This is a genomic window from Streptomyces sp. NPDC058685 (assembly GCF_042714725.1).
Taxonomy (GTDB): Bacteria; Actinomycetota; Actinomycetes; order Streptomycetales; family Streptomycetaceae; genus Streptomyces.
Genome location: NZ_JBHXSL010000069.1, coordinates 1 through 14,704 on the forward strand (window position 1 = coordinate 1; position 14,704 = coordinate 14,704).

Genomic DNA, 14,704 nt, shown 5'->3' on the forward strand with positions numbered 1-14,704 from the left:
GGGTTCAGAAGGAGCGCCGTCCGCCCGCAGGGCGGGGCCCTGCGGCGTCCGGTGCGTGCCATCGCAAGGCGGTGGGGGCGCCCCCGCCGGAGGCCGGGGGAGATCGCCCTCGTAGGGACGTACTTGGGCGACTCCGCCGACATCGCGCGTGTGCGTGCCGGGCGGCGCGGGGCAGGCGGGACTTCTGAAAGGGGCCCTACTCCGTCGCGATGGCCCGCAGCACGTCCAGGCGCGCGGCGCGGCGCGCGGGCCGCCAGCCCGCGACCGCTCCGGCGACCAGGCCGACGAGTGCCACCACCAGGAGCCGGCCGGGCGGCAGCGCGAAGGCGAAGGACGTGTCGCCGGTGCCTTCGGACGCCTTGACCAGCACCCAGCCGAGCAGTCCGCCGAGTGCGAGTCCGCCGGCCGTGCCGAACGCGGCGACCAGCACGGACTCGTAGCGCACCATGGCACGCAGCTGGGTCCTCGTCTGGCCGACGGCCCGCAACAGGCCCAGTTCCCTGGTGCGTTCGTGGATCGCGAGCGTGAGCGTGTTCGCGATGCCCAGCAGGGCGATCACGACGGCCAGCGCGAGCAGTGCGTAGACCAGAGTGAGCATCATGTCGATGGCGCCCGCCGCGGACCGCGCGTACTCCTCGCGGGTCTGCACCTCGGGGTTGCCGTAGGCGGACGCGGTCTTCTCGACGGCTGCCGTGCCGTCCGCGGCCGGCACACCGTCCTCGAAGCCGACGGCGATCAGCGTGTCGGAGTCCTGGCCGCGGTGCGGGGCCCAGGCCGCGCGGGTGATGACGTAGTCGCCCGCGAGTTCCGCCTGTTCGTACACGGCGCGCACGGTGAAGGTCTCTGACGTGCCGTCCGTGAAGGTGACGTCGGCCGTCGAGCCGGGCTTCCAGCCCCGCTTCCCGGCCTCGGTGGCCGCCACGGCCATGCCGTCGGTGCCTAGCCCGTCGAGCGAGCCCCGGACCGTGCCGAGATCGAACGCCCTGCCGAGGGCGACCGGATCGCTGACCGTCAGCTGACGGCCCGCGCCGTCGACCTCGGCGACGCCCTGGCCGAGACCGACGGCGGTCTCCACCTCGGGCAGCGCCGCGATGGCCGGGGCGAGCCTCGGGCTGAGCCCGCTGCCGCCCGCGCCGAACGAGGGCGCGCTGACCGCGACATCGCCCGCGAAGGAGCGGGAGACCGTCTGGTCCATGGTGGCCTTGAGCGAGGCGCCGAAGACGGTGAAGAGCGAGACGACCGCGACGCCGATCATCAGGGCGGTGGCGGTCGCCGCCGTGCGCCCCGGGCTGCGCAGGGCGTTGCGCTTGGCCAGCCTGCCGGAGACGCCGCGCAGCCGGTCGAGCGGTGCGCCCAGGGTCCGTACGGCGTACGAGGACGCGACCGGGCCCAGTACCACGAAGGCGGCGAGGGCGAGGACCGCGCCGGTGGCGGCAAGCCAGATGGACGGGGTCGCGAGGACGCCGACGAGGATGACGGCGAGGGCGGCGAGCGCCACGGCCCCGCCGGTGCGGGCACGCTTCACCGAGGCGGCCGACCGGTCGACGGCCGTCTCGCGCAGCGCCGCCAGCGGGGCGGTGCGTCCGGCGCGCACGGCCGGCATCAGCGCCGAGCCGAGGCAGACGAGCACCCCGACGGCGAGCGGCAGCAGCAGGGAGAGAGCGCTGATCACCAGGCCGCCCTCGGGGAAGGGGAATCCGATGACCGGGAACAGCGCCCGCAGTCCGGCCGCGATACCGATACCGCCGAGCAGCCCGGCACCGGAGGCGACGAGCGCGACGGCACTCGCCTCGGCGAGAGTCGAGCCGACGACCTGGCGGCGGGAGGCTCCGAGGGCGCGCAGCAGCGCGTTCTCGCGGGTCCGCTGGGCGATGACGATGGCGAAGGTGTTGTGGATGGAGAAGGTGGCGACCAGCAGGACGATGCCGGAGAAGACCAGGAGCAAGGTGGTGAACAGGCTCAGGAACTGACCGGAGATCATGTCCTGGTTCTCTTCGGTGGACGCCTGTCCGGTAATGGCCTCGACGCCCGCGGGGAGCACGGGGCCGAGCGCGTCGACCAGTTCCTGCTGACCGGTGCCGGGCCCGGCCCGCACCTGGATGGACGCCGCCTCACCTGGCCTCGGGGTGAGGTACCTCTCGGCGTCGCCCCGGGTCATACCGGTGAAGGTCACCTGCCCCATGCCGTCCTCGCCGCCGAAGGTGGCCAGTCCCACGACCGTCACCCGCACCGGGTCGGGGGTGCGCAGGACGGTACGGTCACCGATCTCCAGCCCGCCCGTCTCGGCGGCCCCCCGGTTGACGACGACTTCGCCGGTACGGGCGGGGGCGCGGCCCTCGGCGAGCCGGTACGGGTTGAGTCCGGTGTCGGCGATCCAGTTGCCGGCGACCGTCGGAGGGCCCTGCCCCCCGATCGGCTCGCCGTCGGCTCCCACGAGTTGTCCCGCGCCCTGGATGCTGGGCTCCGCGGCGGCAACGCCCGCGATCCCCACGATGCGGGCGGCGAGATCGGTGGGCACGTTCTGCCGGGTCCCCTGGGCGTCACCGGGGACGGTGACGACGTTGGAGCTGCGGACGACGGCGTCGGTGCCACCGTTGGCACTGGCGAACATGCTGTCGAAGCTGCCGCGCAGCGTGTCGCCCATGACGAGGGTGCCGGTGAGGAAGGCGACGCCGAGCAGTACGGCGGTGAACGTTCCCGCGAAGCGCCGCTTGTGGGCCCGTAGCGAGCTGAGGCTGAGGCGCAGGGAGGCGCGGCTGCTGCTCATGCCGACGCCTCCCCGGGGATGTCGCGGTCGCGAACGTCGAACGCCTTGAGGCGGTCCAGGACGCGCTCGGCGGTCGGGGCCTCCATCCGGTCGACGAGCCGTCCGTCGGCGAGGAAGACGACCTCGTCGGCGTGGGCGGCGGCGACGGGGTCGTGCGTGACCATCACCACCGTCCGCTCGGTCCGGCGCACCGCACGGCCCAGCAGACGCAGCACCTCTTCGCCCGAACGGGAGTCGAGGTTGCCGGTGGGCTCGTCGGCGAAGACGACGTCGGGCCGGCCCGCGAAGGCGCGCGCCACGGCGACCCGTTGCTGCTGGCCTCCGGAGAGTTCGGCGGGCCGGTGGCCGAGGCGGTCGCGCAGTCCCACGGTGTCGATGAGCGCGTCGAGCCACTCCTGGTCCGGCCGGTCGCCGGCGAGGTCCAGGGGGAGCGTGATGTTCTCGGTGACGGTGAGCGTGGGGATGAGGTTGAACGCCTGGAAGACGAAGCCGATGCGCTCGCGGCGCAGCAGGGTGAGCCTGCGGTCGTCGAGCGTGCCGAGGTCGGTGTCGCCGATGAGGGCCGAGCCCGAGGTGAGGGTGTCGAGGCCGGCCGCACAGTGCATCAGCGTGGACTTGCCTGAGCCCGAGGGCCCCATGATCGCGGTGAAACGGCCGGCCGGGAAGTCGACGCTCACCCCGTCCAGGGCCCTCACCTCGGTGTCGCCCCTGCCGTAGACCTTCACGGCGTCGACCACGCGCGCCGCGGCCCACGTACGGGTCACGGACACGGTGGTGGTCCCGGTCGTGGTGTTCACACCGCACCGTCCTTGCCGACGCGGCCGAACTGCTCGTCGAGCACGGACAGCCGGCGCCAGTACTCGTCCTCGTCGATCTCGCCGGCGGCGAACCGACGGCCGAGGAGGGCGATCGGCGAGTTCTCGCCGTGCGCGGGGCGCTGGTTCCAGGGGCCGGGGCCGCGGCGTCCGCGCCCGAAGCCGGTGCGGCGCGCCAGGGTGACGACGCCGACGACGACGGCCGCCCAGACCAGCGGGAAGAAGAGCATCCACGGGCCGGGCCCGCCTGTGTGCGCCAGGGTGTTCATCTCGGTCAACTCCTCGGTGGCGAAGGTGGTGCGTGATTCCTTGTCGCTACCGAGGCTCCCGCCGCAGGGGGCCGACGTCGTCGTACGGCCAGCGGCAGTACGCGTACCACCCGGGGAGTACGCGGGGCGTTCACGGCTGCTCCCCGCACCCGCCGGCGGTGAGGGCCGCCCGGTCCGTACGGCCGTGGTCAGGGGTCAGAGGTCAGGGGTCAGGGGCGCCCGGTCCGGGGCCGGGGTCACTCCTCGTCCGCCTCCGCCATCCGGCGGTGGACGCGGTGCTCGTGCACGATGCGCCCGGCGATCGCGCCGCCGTACACCACCACGCCGACACCGACGAGCCAGGACTGGATGACGAGCACGGTCCCGATCGGGCCGTAGACAACGGTGTTCGACGCGATCAGCGGGGAGAAGACGAGCTGCGAGAAGATCCGCAGCCCGAGCAGGCCGAGCGCGGTGGCGGCCGCCCCGGGGAACAGCGCGCTCCAGCGGACCCGGCCGCCGAGGAGCACCCGCTGGGCGACCCAGAAGAAGGCGCAGGTGCCGATCAGATCCGCCAGTACACCGATCGCGGCACCGAGGGCGGAGTCCAGCGGGTTGGGCGTGTTGACGAAGGCCAGCAGGAAGACGATCAGCAGGGCGAGGAAGACGACGTGGCGCCACATGGTGTGCCAGCGGGCCGTCGGCAGGTCCCACACCTTCTCGTAACCGGTCTGCACCACCGAGCCGAAGGTCAGACCGAAGACGGTGAGCGCCGCGAGACCGAAGGCGGTGGTGCGCTGAAGCGCGGCACCCGGTACTCCGAAGAGCCGCCCGACCTCGTCCTCGGAGGCCGGGGAGACGCCGAGGGCCTGCCCCAGCCAGCGGGCGAAGCCCTGGCCGCTCGCCGGATCGGCCGCCGCGACCACGATCAGCAGTGGTACGAGGGTGAGGAAGCCGAGAGCGGCGAATCCCATGGCCCGGTGCATCAGCTCCAGCTCGCGACCGCGCGACCACGCGAGGCCGGCCCATGAGGCCATGAACCTGTCGCGCAGGTGCTGAAACCGGTGCGCAGGGGGCTGTGCACCGGAGGGCTTGTGGGTCATAGGTCGTCGACTACCCGCTCATACGTCGCGAAGCGTCCATCATGCCCCCGGACGAGTGCCGGCGCATGCCCCGAGGACGTGCCCGCCGATGCCCCGGGACGAGCGTCCGTGCCTCCCGTCCTGCCGGTACGGGCTTGGGGACACGACCTGTCAGAGCAGTGCGCCCAGCGGGTCGTCCAGGACCGGCTGCCACGCCAGTTCGGCCGCCCCGACCAGGCTGTTGTGGTCGAGCGTGCAGGGGAGGATCGGCACACCACCGCTGCGCCCCCACAGACTGCGGTCGGCGACGACGGCCCGCAACCGCTCGGGGTCCGCCCCCAGCAGCTCGCGGTGGAGTCCGCCGAGGATGATGCGGTCGGGGTTGAGGATGTTGACGAGCCCGGCGAGCCCGAGGCCCAGACGGTCGATCAGCTCCTCGCAGGCGGCTCGTACACCGGGATCGGCGTACTCCGTGCGCAGTAGTTCTCTCGACTGCTCCAGCAGGGAGACCTCGGGTCCGGGGTCGCGGCCCGCGGCGGTGAGGAAGGCCAGGGGGTCGGCCTCGACGTCGAGGCAGCCGCGGCTTCCGCAGTGGCAGGCGCGGCCCTCGGGGTTGACCGTCAGATGGCCGACCTCCAGCGCGAGGCCCGCGCTGCCGGTGTGCAGGCGTCCGTCGAGGACGAGCGCGCCGCCGACGCCGCGGTGGCCGGTGGCGACGCAGAGCAGGTGCTGCGCGCCGCGGCCGGCGCCGTGCCGGTGCTCGGCGAGGGCGGCGAGGTTGACGTCGTTGCCGGTGAAGGCGGGTCCCGCGATGCCGGCGGCGCGGACCCGCTCGGCGAAGATGTCGCGCACCGGAGCGCCCGCGGGCCAGGCGAGGTGGAGCGGGTTGAGGGCGGTGCCCTCGGGTTCGGCGACGGCGGACGGTACGGCGAGGCCGGCGCCCACGCAGCGCCGGCCGCTCTCGCGCAGCAGCGCGGCGCCCGCGGCGACGACCTCACCGAGCACCTGGGCGGGGTCGGCGGAGACGGTGACGCATCCGGGGGCGGTGGCGACGGTCCGGCCGCCGAGTGCCACGAGGGCCGCGCGGAAGCCGTCGGCGTGCACCTGGGCGGCGAGGACGACCGGGCCCGTGTCGTCGACGGAGAGCCGGTGGGAGGGTCGGCCCTGCGATCCGGCGGCGGCGCCGGGGCGGGAGTCGACCCTGATCAGGCCCAGGGCCTCCAGTTCGGCGGCGACCGCTCCGGCGGTGGCACGGGTGACCCCGAGTTCGGCGGTGAGCACCGCGCGGGTCGGCGCGCGTCCCGTGTGAACCAGTTCCAGCGCGGGGCCGAGGGCGCCGCGGCCCCTCTCCAGCCTTGATCTGGTGCTCGTCACCTTGCCGTTCATGGTGGCGAGTCTCCCATGATCCAGCCGTTGCGCAGCCGCCTTGTCCGGATCGGGCCCCCACCCCTATGCTGAGTTTGTGCCGCACCTAAACAAACTACGGACGGCCGCACCGGGGGGCCCGAGCGGAAACACCGCCCCACTCCCCCTGTCCCGCCTCCGCACCGCCCTCACCGTGTTCTTCGCCCTGGACGGCTTCCTCTTCGCCGGCTGGGTGGTCCGCATCCCCGCGATCAAGCAGCAGACCGGAGCGTCCGCGAGCGACCTCGGACTCGCACTGCTCGGCGTCTCGGCGGGCGCGGTCGTGACGATGACCCTCACCGGCCGGCTGTGCCGCCGCTTCGGCAGCCATCCGGTCACCGTCGCCAGTGCCGTACTGATGTCGCTCAGCATCGCGCTCCCCGCGCTGACGCACTCGACGCTCGCGCTCGGTCTCGTCCTGCTCGTCTTCGGCGCCGCGTACGGCGGGATCAACGTGGCGATGAACAGCGCCGCGGTCGACCTGGTCGCCGCGCTCCGGCGCCCGGTGATGCCGAGCTTCCACGCGGCGTTCAGCCTCGGCGGCATGGTCGGTGCGGGGCTGGGAGCCCTGGTGGCCGGCGGCCTGTCCCCCACCGTGCATCTGCTGCTCCTCGCCGTCATCGGTCTACTGGTCACGGCCGTCGTCGGCCGCGTGCTGCTGGGCCAGGCGGCTCCGGTCACCGAGCGCGCCCCGCAGGACCCGGCGCCGCACCGGCTCACGGGCCGCACCCGCAGGCTCGTCGCGGTCTTCGGCGTGATCGCGCTCTGCACGGCGTACGGCGAGGGCGCGATGGCCGACTGGGGCGCGCTGCACCTGGAGCAGGACCTGGACGCCCACCCCGGCGTAGCCGCCATCGGATACTCCCTCTTCGCCCTCGCGATGACGGCCGGCCGTCTCACCGGCACGACCCTGCTGGAGCGGCTCGGACAGACCCGCACGCTGGTCGCGGGCGGCACGACGGCTGCGGCCGGCATGCTGCTGGGCTCGCTCGCCCCGACCGTGTGGCTCGCGCTCCTCGGCTTCGCGGTGGCGGGCCTCGGCCTGGCCAACATCTTCCCGGTGGCCGTGGCCCGCGCGGGCGCGCTCGCCGGACCCGGCGGGGTCGCCGCAGCTTCCACGCTCGGATACGGCGGCATGCTGCTGGGACCGCCCGCGATCGGGTTCCTCGCCGACTGGTTCTCGCTGCCCGTCGCGCTCACCACGGTCGCCGCACTGGCCGCGGGTGCGGCGCTGATCGGCTGGGCGGCCCGGAACGCCACCGCGCCACAGGACGCCTGACCGCTCGTCGGGGCACACCGCCGTCGGCCCGTCCGGTGGGGGCGCACAGGGGGGCGCATTCACGCCGGTCGCCTGACGCGACGGCCCCACCGGGCATGAACCGAGTGGCACAATCTGCGGCATGGAGACCGCCGAGCTGATCTCATCACTCGTACGGGAAGGCCAGTTGCTGGCCGCCGCGGCCACTCGGACGGACCCGGCGGCGCCGGTGCCCACATGTCCGGGCTGGCAGATGCGTGATCTGCTGCGTCACGTCGGCATGGTGCACCGCTGGGCCGCCGCGTTCGTCGCGGAGGGCCATGAGGAGTTCCGTCCCGCCGCACCCGAGAACGATCTCGACGGCGACGAACTGATCGAGTGGTTCCGCGAGGGCCACGGCCTCCTCGTGGGGGCGCTGACCGAGTCACCGGCCGATGTGCGGTGCTGGACGTTCCTGCCGGCCCCTTCTCCGCTCGCGTTCTGGGCCCGGCGGCAGGCGCACGAGACGGCGATCCACCGTGCCGACGCCGAGTCGGCGCTGAGCGGCAAGCCCGGCCCGGTGCCCGCCGACTTCGCCGTCGACGGCATCGCCGAACTGCTCTCCGGCTTCCACGGCCGCACCAGGAGCCGACTGCGTTCCGAGGTGCCGCGCGCCCTGCGCGTACGGCCGCTCGACACGGACGACGTGTGGACCATGTGGATCTCGACGGACGCGCCGCGTACGGAACCGATCGCGGAGGTGGCCGCGGACTGCGAGCTCATCGGCACCGCCGAACAGCTCTACTTCACGCTGTGGAACCGGCTGCCCCTGAGCGCCGTAACGGTCACCGGCGACACGGAACTCGCCCGGGAGTGGCAGGAGAAGTCGGCCGTCACCTGGTCGTAGCGCAGGCCCGGCGGCGGGACGCGCCCAGGCGGACGGCCGCCCGGCCGCCTCGCCGGGGTCGGGCCATGACACTCGGTCGAGGCAGGCGTCGCCGAGGTCGGGCCGTGGCAGCGGCGACGGATCAGGCTGTGGCGCCCGGTTTCGGACAGTGGCGACGGCTCAGGCCGTGGCGCCCGGCAGCATCCGGGAGAGCACGGCGCGCTGGAGCGGCTGGACCTCGGCGTGGCGGGCCCGGCCCGCATCGGTCAGCGCGACCCGCACGCCGCGGCGGTCCTCGCTGCACATACCGCGGGTGACCAGCCCGTCCTTCTCCAGACGGGCCACCAGACGCGACAGCGCACTCTGGCTGAGGTGAACGCGGGACGCGAGCTCCTGCACCCGGAACGAACAGTCGCCGTCCGCGGCCGACTCCTCAGCGAGTACGTCGAGGACCTCGAAGTCACTGGCGCCGAGCCCGTGTTGATGGAGCTCGCGGTCGAGCTCGCAGATCGTCCGGGCGTGCAGCGCCAGCACATCGCGCCACTCGTCGACGAGTGCGCGCTCGGACCTGTTCGCTGCCATGAGCGCACGCTAGCAGAAAAGCCTACTTTGTTGCATCGGAATTAAATGCACTTGCATTGAATGCATGTGCATGTACTGTGCTGCGCATGATCTCTCCGCCCAACGTCCCCTTGGCGCAGGAGCGCTGGAGCCCTCGACTGTGGGGCACGCTGCTCGTGCTCTGCGCCGCGATGTTCCTCGACGCGCTCGATGTCTCGATGGTCGGCGTCGCCCTGCCGTCGATCGCCACCGATCTCGATCTGTCCACCTCGACCCTGCAGTGGATCGTCAGCGGCTACATCCTCGGCTACGGCGGCCTGTTGCTCCTCGGCGGCCGCGCCGCCGACCTGCTCGGCCGCCGCCGGGTCTTCCTCATCGCGCTCGCCGTCTTCGCCGTCGCCTCCCTGCTCGGCGGGCTCGTCGACTCCGGACCGCTGCTGATCGCCAGCCGCTTCATCAAGGGCCTGAGCGCCGCGTTCACCGCGCCGGCCGGACTGTCGATCATCACCACGACCTTCAAGGAAGGCCCGCAGCGCAACCGCGCGCTGGCCATCTACACCACCTGCGCCGCCACCGGCTTCTCCATGGGCCTCGTGCTGTCGGGGCTGCTCACCGAGGTCAGCTGGCGCCTCACCATGCTGCTCCCCGCGCCCATCGCCCTGATCGCCCTGCTCGCCGGCATCAAGCTCATCCCGCGCAGCAGCCGCGAGGACTCCGGAAAGGGATACGACCTGCCCGGAGCCGTCACCGGCACGGCCTCGATGCTCCTGCTCGTCTTCACCGTCGTCCAGGCACCGGAGGCGGGCTGGGCCTCCGCCCGTACGCTGCTGTCCTTCCTCGCCGTGGCCGCCCTGCTCACCGCCTTCGTCACCATCGAACGCCGTAGCTCCCACCCCCTGATCCGGCTGGGCGTACTGCGCTCCGGCAGCCAGATCCGCGCGAACCTCGGCGCGGCCTTCTTCTTCGGCTCGTACGTCGGATTCCAGTTCCTCGTCACCCAGTACATGCAGTCCCTGCTGGGCTGGTCCGCCCTGGAGACGGCGCTGGCCTTCCTGCCCGCGGGCGCGCTCGTGGCCCTCTCCTCGACGAAGATCGGCTCGGTCGTGGACCGGTTCGGCACACCGCGCGTGATCGCCCTCGGCTTCGGATTCCTGGTCGTCGCGTACGCCCTGTTCCTGAGGATCGACCTCGCACCGAACTACGCGGCGGTCATCCTGCCGTCGATGCTGCTGCTCGGCGCGGCGTGCGCGCTGGTCTTCCCCTCGCTCAACATCCAGGCCACCAACGGCGTCGAGGACCATGAGCAGGGCATGGTCTCCGGTCTGCTCAACACGTCGATCCAGGTCGGCGGTGCGATCTTCCTCGCCGTGGTGACCGCGGTGATCACGGCCGGCGACACCGGCGGCTCTCGCCAGCAGGTGCTGGACAGCTTCCGTCCGGGCCTCGCGGTGGTGACCGTCGTCGCGGCCGCCGGGCTGCTCATCACACTGACCGGGCTGCGCACCCGGCGCACCGGCGGCGGCGTACTGGTCGCCACGTCGGTGCCCCAACCCGAGCCCGAGCGGGTGGCGGTCGGCGACTGACCGGCACCCCGCTCGCAGGGAGCGTCCGGCGAGGACCGGCGGACGCTCCCGGGGCGGCGGCGACCGACGCCGCCCTTCCCACGGGGGGAGACGGTGGCCGGTGGGCTCCTTGCCCGCCGGCCACCGGCCTGTGACACTTCGGGACATGGAGCCGAAGGGGGCGGGCGTGCCGGACAAGAGACGGCGGACCCAGGCGGACCGTGACGCGATCACGGTCGAGATCGGTTATGCGCTGCTGAGTGCGGTGCTCGTCGCCGCGCTGGTCTTCGGTGTGATCGCCGGACCCAAGGCCATGTTCACGATGCCGCACGCCGTCGAACGCGGACTGCTCCTCGCCGGCGTCGCCGCTGCCGCTGTCGCCTTCGTCCTCCGGCTGGTGACCGTGCTCTGGCGGTTCTCGACCGCGCCCGCTCAGCCCAGCCAGCCGGGCCGCACCAACCCCGACTCATAGGCCAGGACGACGAGTTGGGCCCGGTCGCGGGCCCCCAGCTTCACCATGGTGCGGCTGACGTGCGTCTTGGCAGTCAGAGGACTGACGACCAGCCGGCGCGCGATCTCCTCGTTCGACAGGCCGATGCCGACCAGGGCCATCACCTCGCGCTCGCGCTCGGTGAGTTCACCGAGCCCCTCCGCGTCCTTCGGTTCCTTGGAACGGGCCGCGAACTCCGCGATCAGCCGTCGCGTCACCCCTGGCGACAGAAGTGCGTCGCCGCCCACCACCGCCCGTACCGCGCGCAGCAGTTCCTCCGGTTCTGTGTCCTTCACCAGAAAGCCCGAGGCGCCGGCGCGGATCGCCTCGAAGACGTACTCGTCGAGCTCGAAGGTGGTCAGCATGACGACCTTCACGTCGTGGAGCCGCTCGTCGCCGGTGATCCTGCGGGTGGCCGCGAGCCCGTCGAGCAGGGGCATCCGGATGTCCATGAGCACGACGTCCGGGGCCAGTTCACGCACCAGCCGCACCGCCTCCTCGCCGTCGGCGGCCTCACCGGCCACCTCGATGTCCTGCTGGGCGTCCAGCAGGGCCCTGAACCCCGCCCGGACCAACAGCTGGTCATCGGCGAGCAGTACGCGGATCACATCGTCTCCTTCGGCTGCACGGGCAGGTCGGCACGGACACGGAAGCCACCGTCGGCGCGCGGACCCGCCTCGATCGTGCCACCCAGCGCGGCGGCCCGCTCCCGCATTCCGGCCAGCCCATTGCCGCTCCCGCCGGCCTCGGAGCCGGTGGCCGGTCCGTCGTCGTCGACGCGGAGGTCGAGCCGTCCGGGCGCGTACGCGATCCGCACCCGCGCGGCGCGCGAACCCGAGTGCCGCACCACGTTGGTGAGGGCTTCCTGCACGATCCGGAAGGCCGCGAGATCGGTGCCCGGGGACAGCGGGATCCGCGTTCCCTCGGTCTCGATCTCGACGGTGAGGCCCGCGCTCGCGGCCTGGTCGACGAGTTCGGGCAGCCGGTCGAGTCCCGGAGCCGGTGCACGCGGGGCGTCGCCGTGCGTGCGCAGCGTGTCCAGGACCTGACGGACTTCCCCCAACGCCTCCTTGCTCGCGGCCTTGATGGTGGTGAGCGCGGTGCGTGCCTGCTCGGGGTCGGAGTCGAGCAGCGCGAGACCGACACCCGCCTGGACGTTGATCACCGAGATCGAGTGCGCGAGCACGTCGTGGAGTTCGCGGGCGATACGCAGCCGCTCCTCGTCGGCGCGGCGCTTCTCGGCGGCCGCCCGCTCCACACGCTCACGCGCCCAGACCTCGCGCCGGACGCGGACCAGCTCGGAGGCGGCGAGGATCGCCACCACCCAGGCGGCGATGACCAGTTCCTGTCCCCACGGCGCCGCGTCGTCCTTGCCCGGGGGCAGATAGCGGAAGAGCCAGTGCGCGACGAGCAGATGCCCGGCCCACAGCCCTCCGACGGCCCACCAGGCCGCACGCCGGTGGCCGGAGGTCACCGCGGCGAAGGCTCCGACCGCGACGGAGATGAAGACCGGCCCGTACGGGTAGCCCAGGGCGAAGTAGACGAGGGTGACGGCGCAGACGCCGAAGACGGAGACGACGGGCCACCGGTTGCGGAGCAGCAGGACGGCCGGACCCGCGAGCAGGAGTACACGTGCGAGCGTATCGAGGCTCACCCGGTCCGGCTGCCCCATCGCGGCGTAGCGCGAGCCGACGAACACGAAGACGGCGAGGACCAGGGTCGACGGCCAGGGAATCACCTGGGCGTTGCGCCGCGCCTCCCACAGACGCAGGGGCGGTGGCGGTTCTCCCCCCGGACGCCGCACCCAGGGGGGACCGCCGCCCCGGGCACGCGTGTGCTGCTCATCCATACCGGCCACGCTAGACGCGCACCGGGCCGCGGGGCGTCAGCCGGGCGTGGCGATCAGGAGTACTCCCTGGGGAGTACGGGAGGCGGGGGGCCGGGGGCGTGGCTGGTGAGTGGGGCGAGGGGGCGGGGCTGGTGGCAGGGGCGGGGCCGGTACGTGGGGTGAGGGCGCACAGGTGCGGGGCCGCGGCCGGCCGCCCGTCCGCGTCAGGTCCCCGCGCCCCGCGGGCTCCGCAGTCCGACCTCGTGCGCGAGGCGGGCCGCCGTGTGGGCGAAGAAGACGTCGCGTTCCTCGACGACCCGGTTGAACTGGCCGAACAGTTCGAAGGAAATGAGCCCGAACAGCTGGGACCATGAGGCGACGAGGGCCACGACGACGGGCGGCGGCAGATCGGGGGCGATGTCGGCCGTGAGCCGGTCGGCCTCGGCGCGCAACGCCTGCTCCAGCGGCGGGAGCGCCAGACCGTCGGCGCGGTGGGCGTCACGGGCGACCGAGATCAGGGCGAGGCCGACGCGGGACGCGGGTCCGACGGTGTCCATCGGCGCGCTGTAGCCGGGCACCGGCGAGCCGTAGATCAGCGCGTACTCATGGGGGTGGTCGAGCGCCCACGCACGGACGGCGGAGCAGACCGCGGTCCAGCGGGCGATGTCGTCGCCCGGACCGGCGGCGGGGGCGCCGGCGAGTGCCGCCTCGGCGGCGGCGCCGACCGCGTCGTAGGCGTCCACGATCAGGGCGGTCAGCAGATCGTCGCGGCTCGGGAAGTACCGGTAGAGGGCGGAGGAGACCATGCCCAGCGCACGGGCGACGGCGCGCAGCGACAGCTTCGACGCGCCTTCGGCCGCCAGCTGCTTGCGCGCCTCGTCCTTGATGGCGGCGGTCACTTCGACACGGGCTCGTTCCCTGGCCCCACGGATCGCGGTCATGGTGCACAGCCTCTCACGTTTCAGAGCACCGCACTATTACGAGAGCGCCGATCCGGTTGGCGAGACGTCGCCACTTTCGAGAGCACTGCTCTTGCTTTGGAGCATCTCATGGGTGCACACTGCTCTCAAGCGAGAGCAGTGCTCTCGCATCCGAGCGCCACACACCACTCGAACCCGAGGACCGTCATGTCGCAGACGCACTACATCAAGCCCGGCCGCCTCGACACCATCATCAACGGCTCGATCGCCTGGCTCGCCCGTCGAGGCATCAGCCTGATGGGCACCGCGGAACTCTCCGTCCGCGGCCGTACCAGCGGCGAGTGGAGAAGCATCCCGGTCAACCCCCTCCCCTACGAGGGCGGGCCCTACCTGATCTCCGCCCGCGGCCACTCGCAGTGGGTGCGCAATCTGCGGGCCGCAGGCGGCGGCCGGCTGCAGCTCGGCCGCAAGACCCAGCTCTTCACCGCCGTCGAGCTCGCCGACGAGGAGAAGCCCGCCCTGCTCCGCACCTACCTCGAGCGCTGGGGCTGGGAGGTCGGACGCTTCTTCGGCGAAGTGAACGCCAAGTCCACGGACGAGGAACTGCTCGCCGCCGCCCACAAGCACCCGGTATTCCGGATCACGGTGACCGGCTGAGCCGGTGCCCGCGGTCGGGACCGGAGCTCGGGCGCCTCATCGGCACCCGCCCTCGGACATCCTCAGCACCGGACCTCCGGCGCACCACGGCACCCGCACGGCTCGAACACCGTCGGAACCCGGCGCGATCGCGCCGGCTCCCGCCCTCGACGCCGCCAGAACCGACCCGGAAGCGGCCGGACCCGGCCCGCGGCACCGCCCGCACCGACCCGCGGCACCGTCGGACCTCCGCCGCGGCGCTCAGAAC

General features: G+C 72.9%; 14 protein-coding genes. 5 read left to right on the forward strand and 9 right to left on the reverse strand.

Going from position 1 to position 14,704, the window contains the following annotated elements:
- Positions 1 to 196: 196 nt before the first annotated feature.
- From ACFWU3_RS33055 to ACFWU3_RS33075, 5 genes are all read right to left on the reverse strand, one after another.
- On the reverse strand, positions 197 to 2,767 hold the full coding sequence (locus tag ACFWU3_RS33055; protein WP_384444792.1) for an ABC transporter permease: 2,571 nt from the start codon (positions 2,765 to 2,767) through the stop codon (positions 197 to 199).
- Positions 2,764 to 3,564, reverse strand: coding sequence for an ABC transporter ATP-binding protein (locus ACFWU3_RS33060; protein ID WP_384444794.1), 801 nt, complete (start codon positions 3,562 to 3,564; stop codon positions 2,764 to 2,766). Before ACFWU3_RS33060 ends, ACFWU3_RS33055 begins: the two co-directional genes overlap by 4 nt.
- Positions 3,561 to 3,851 (reverse strand): SHOCT domain-containing protein, encoded by a 291-nt coding sequence (locus tag ACFWU3_RS33065; protein WP_384444796.1) that lies wholly within the window; start codon positions 3,849 to 3,851, stop codon positions 3,561 to 3,563. The genes ACFWU3_RS33060 and ACFWU3_RS33065 overlap by 4 nt, the downstream gene beginning before the upstream one ends.
- Positions 3,852 to 4,087: 236 nt before the next feature.
- Positions 4,088 to 4,933, reverse strand: a complete 846-nt coding sequence (locus ACFWU3_RS33070; protein WP_384444798.1) for a YhjD/YihY/BrkB family envelope integrity protein — start codon at positions 4,931 to 4,933, stop codon at positions 4,088 to 4,090.
- A gap of 150 nt (positions 4,934 to 5,083) precedes the next feature.
- Positions 5,084 to 6,298 (reverse strand): ROK family protein, encoded by a 1,215-nt coding sequence (locus ACFWU3_RS33075; protein ID WP_384444800.1) that lies wholly within the window; start codon positions 6,296 to 6,298, stop codon positions 5,084 to 5,086.
- A gap of 76 nt (positions 6,299 to 6,374) precedes the next feature.
- Here ACFWU3_RS33075 and ACFWU3_RS33080 point away from each other — a divergent pair, with 76 nt between their 5' ends.
- Together ACFWU3_RS33080 and ACFWU3_RS33085 are read left to right on the forward strand one after the other, a co-directional pair.
- On the forward strand, positions 6,375 to 7,595 hold the full coding sequence (locus ACFWU3_RS33080) for an MFS transporter (RefSeq protein ID WP_384444802.1): 1,221 nt from the start codon (positions 6,375 to 6,377) through the stop codon (positions 7,593 to 7,595).
- Between the two features lie 121 nt (positions 7,596 to 7,716).
- Entirely contained in the window at positions 7,717 to 8,460 is a 744-nt protein-coding gene (locus ACFWU3_RS33085; protein ID WP_384444804.1) for a maleylpyruvate isomerase family mycothiol-dependent enzyme, read from the forward strand.
- A gap of 159 nt (positions 8,461 to 8,619) precedes the next feature.
- On the opposite strand, the gene ACFWU3_RS33090 is transcribed toward ACFWU3_RS33085, so the two are convergent.
- Positions 8,620 to 9,021, reverse strand: coding sequence for a MarR family winged helix-turn-helix transcriptional regulator (locus ACFWU3_RS33090; RefSeq protein ID WP_384444806.1), 402 nt, complete (start codon positions 9,019 to 9,021; stop codon positions 8,620 to 8,622).
- An 86-nt stretch (positions 9,022 to 9,107) separates the two neighbouring features.
- On the opposite strand from ACFWU3_RS33090, the gene ACFWU3_RS33095 reads away from it, so the two are divergent.
- The gene (locus ACFWU3_RS33095; protein WP_384444808.1) at positions 9,108 to 10,583 is read left to right on the forward strand and encodes an MFS transporter; all 1,476 of its coding nucleotides are present in this window, start codon (positions 9,108 to 9,110) and stop codon (positions 10,581 to 10,583) included.
- Positions 10,584 to 10,728: 145 nt separating this feature from the next.
- On the forward strand, positions 10,729 to 11,034 hold the full coding sequence (locus tag ACFWU3_RS33100) for a DUF6332 family protein (RefSeq protein WP_384444809.1): 306 nt from the start codon (positions 10,729 to 10,731) through the stop codon (positions 11,032 to 11,034).
- Here ACFWU3_RS33100 and ACFWU3_RS33105 read toward each other — a convergent pair.
- The 3 genes from ACFWU3_RS33105 to ACFWU3_RS33115 form a co-directional block, all read right to left on the reverse strand.
- Positions 10,995 to 11,660, reverse strand: a complete 666-nt coding sequence (locus tag ACFWU3_RS33105; RefSeq protein ID WP_384444811.1) for a response regulator — start codon at positions 11,658 to 11,660, stop codon at positions 10,995 to 10,997. The genes ACFWU3_RS33100 and ACFWU3_RS33105 overlap by 40 nt on opposite strands.
- Positions 11,657 to 12,901 (reverse strand): histidine kinase, encoded by a 1,245-nt coding sequence (locus ACFWU3_RS33110; protein ID WP_384444813.1) that lies wholly within the window; start codon positions 12,899 to 12,901, stop codon positions 11,657 to 11,659. Before ACFWU3_RS33110 ends, ACFWU3_RS33105 begins: the two co-directional genes overlap by 4 nt.
- Before the next feature lie 203 nt (positions 12,902 to 13,104).
- Positions 13,105 to 13,821 (reverse strand): TetR/AcrR family transcriptional regulator, encoded by a 717-nt coding sequence (locus ACFWU3_RS33115; protein ID WP_384444815.1) that lies wholly within the window; start codon positions 13,819 to 13,821, stop codon positions 13,105 to 13,107.
- Positions 13,822 to 14,007: 186 nt separating this feature from the next.
- On the opposite strand from ACFWU3_RS33115, the gene ACFWU3_RS33120 reads away from it, so the two are divergent.
- Positions 14,008 to 14,457, forward strand: a complete 450-nt coding sequence (locus ACFWU3_RS33120) for a nitroreductase family deazaflavin-dependent oxidoreductase (RefSeq protein WP_384444816.1) — start codon at positions 14,008 to 14,010, stop codon at positions 14,455 to 14,457.
- Positions 14,458 to 14,704: the final 247 nt, after the last annotated feature.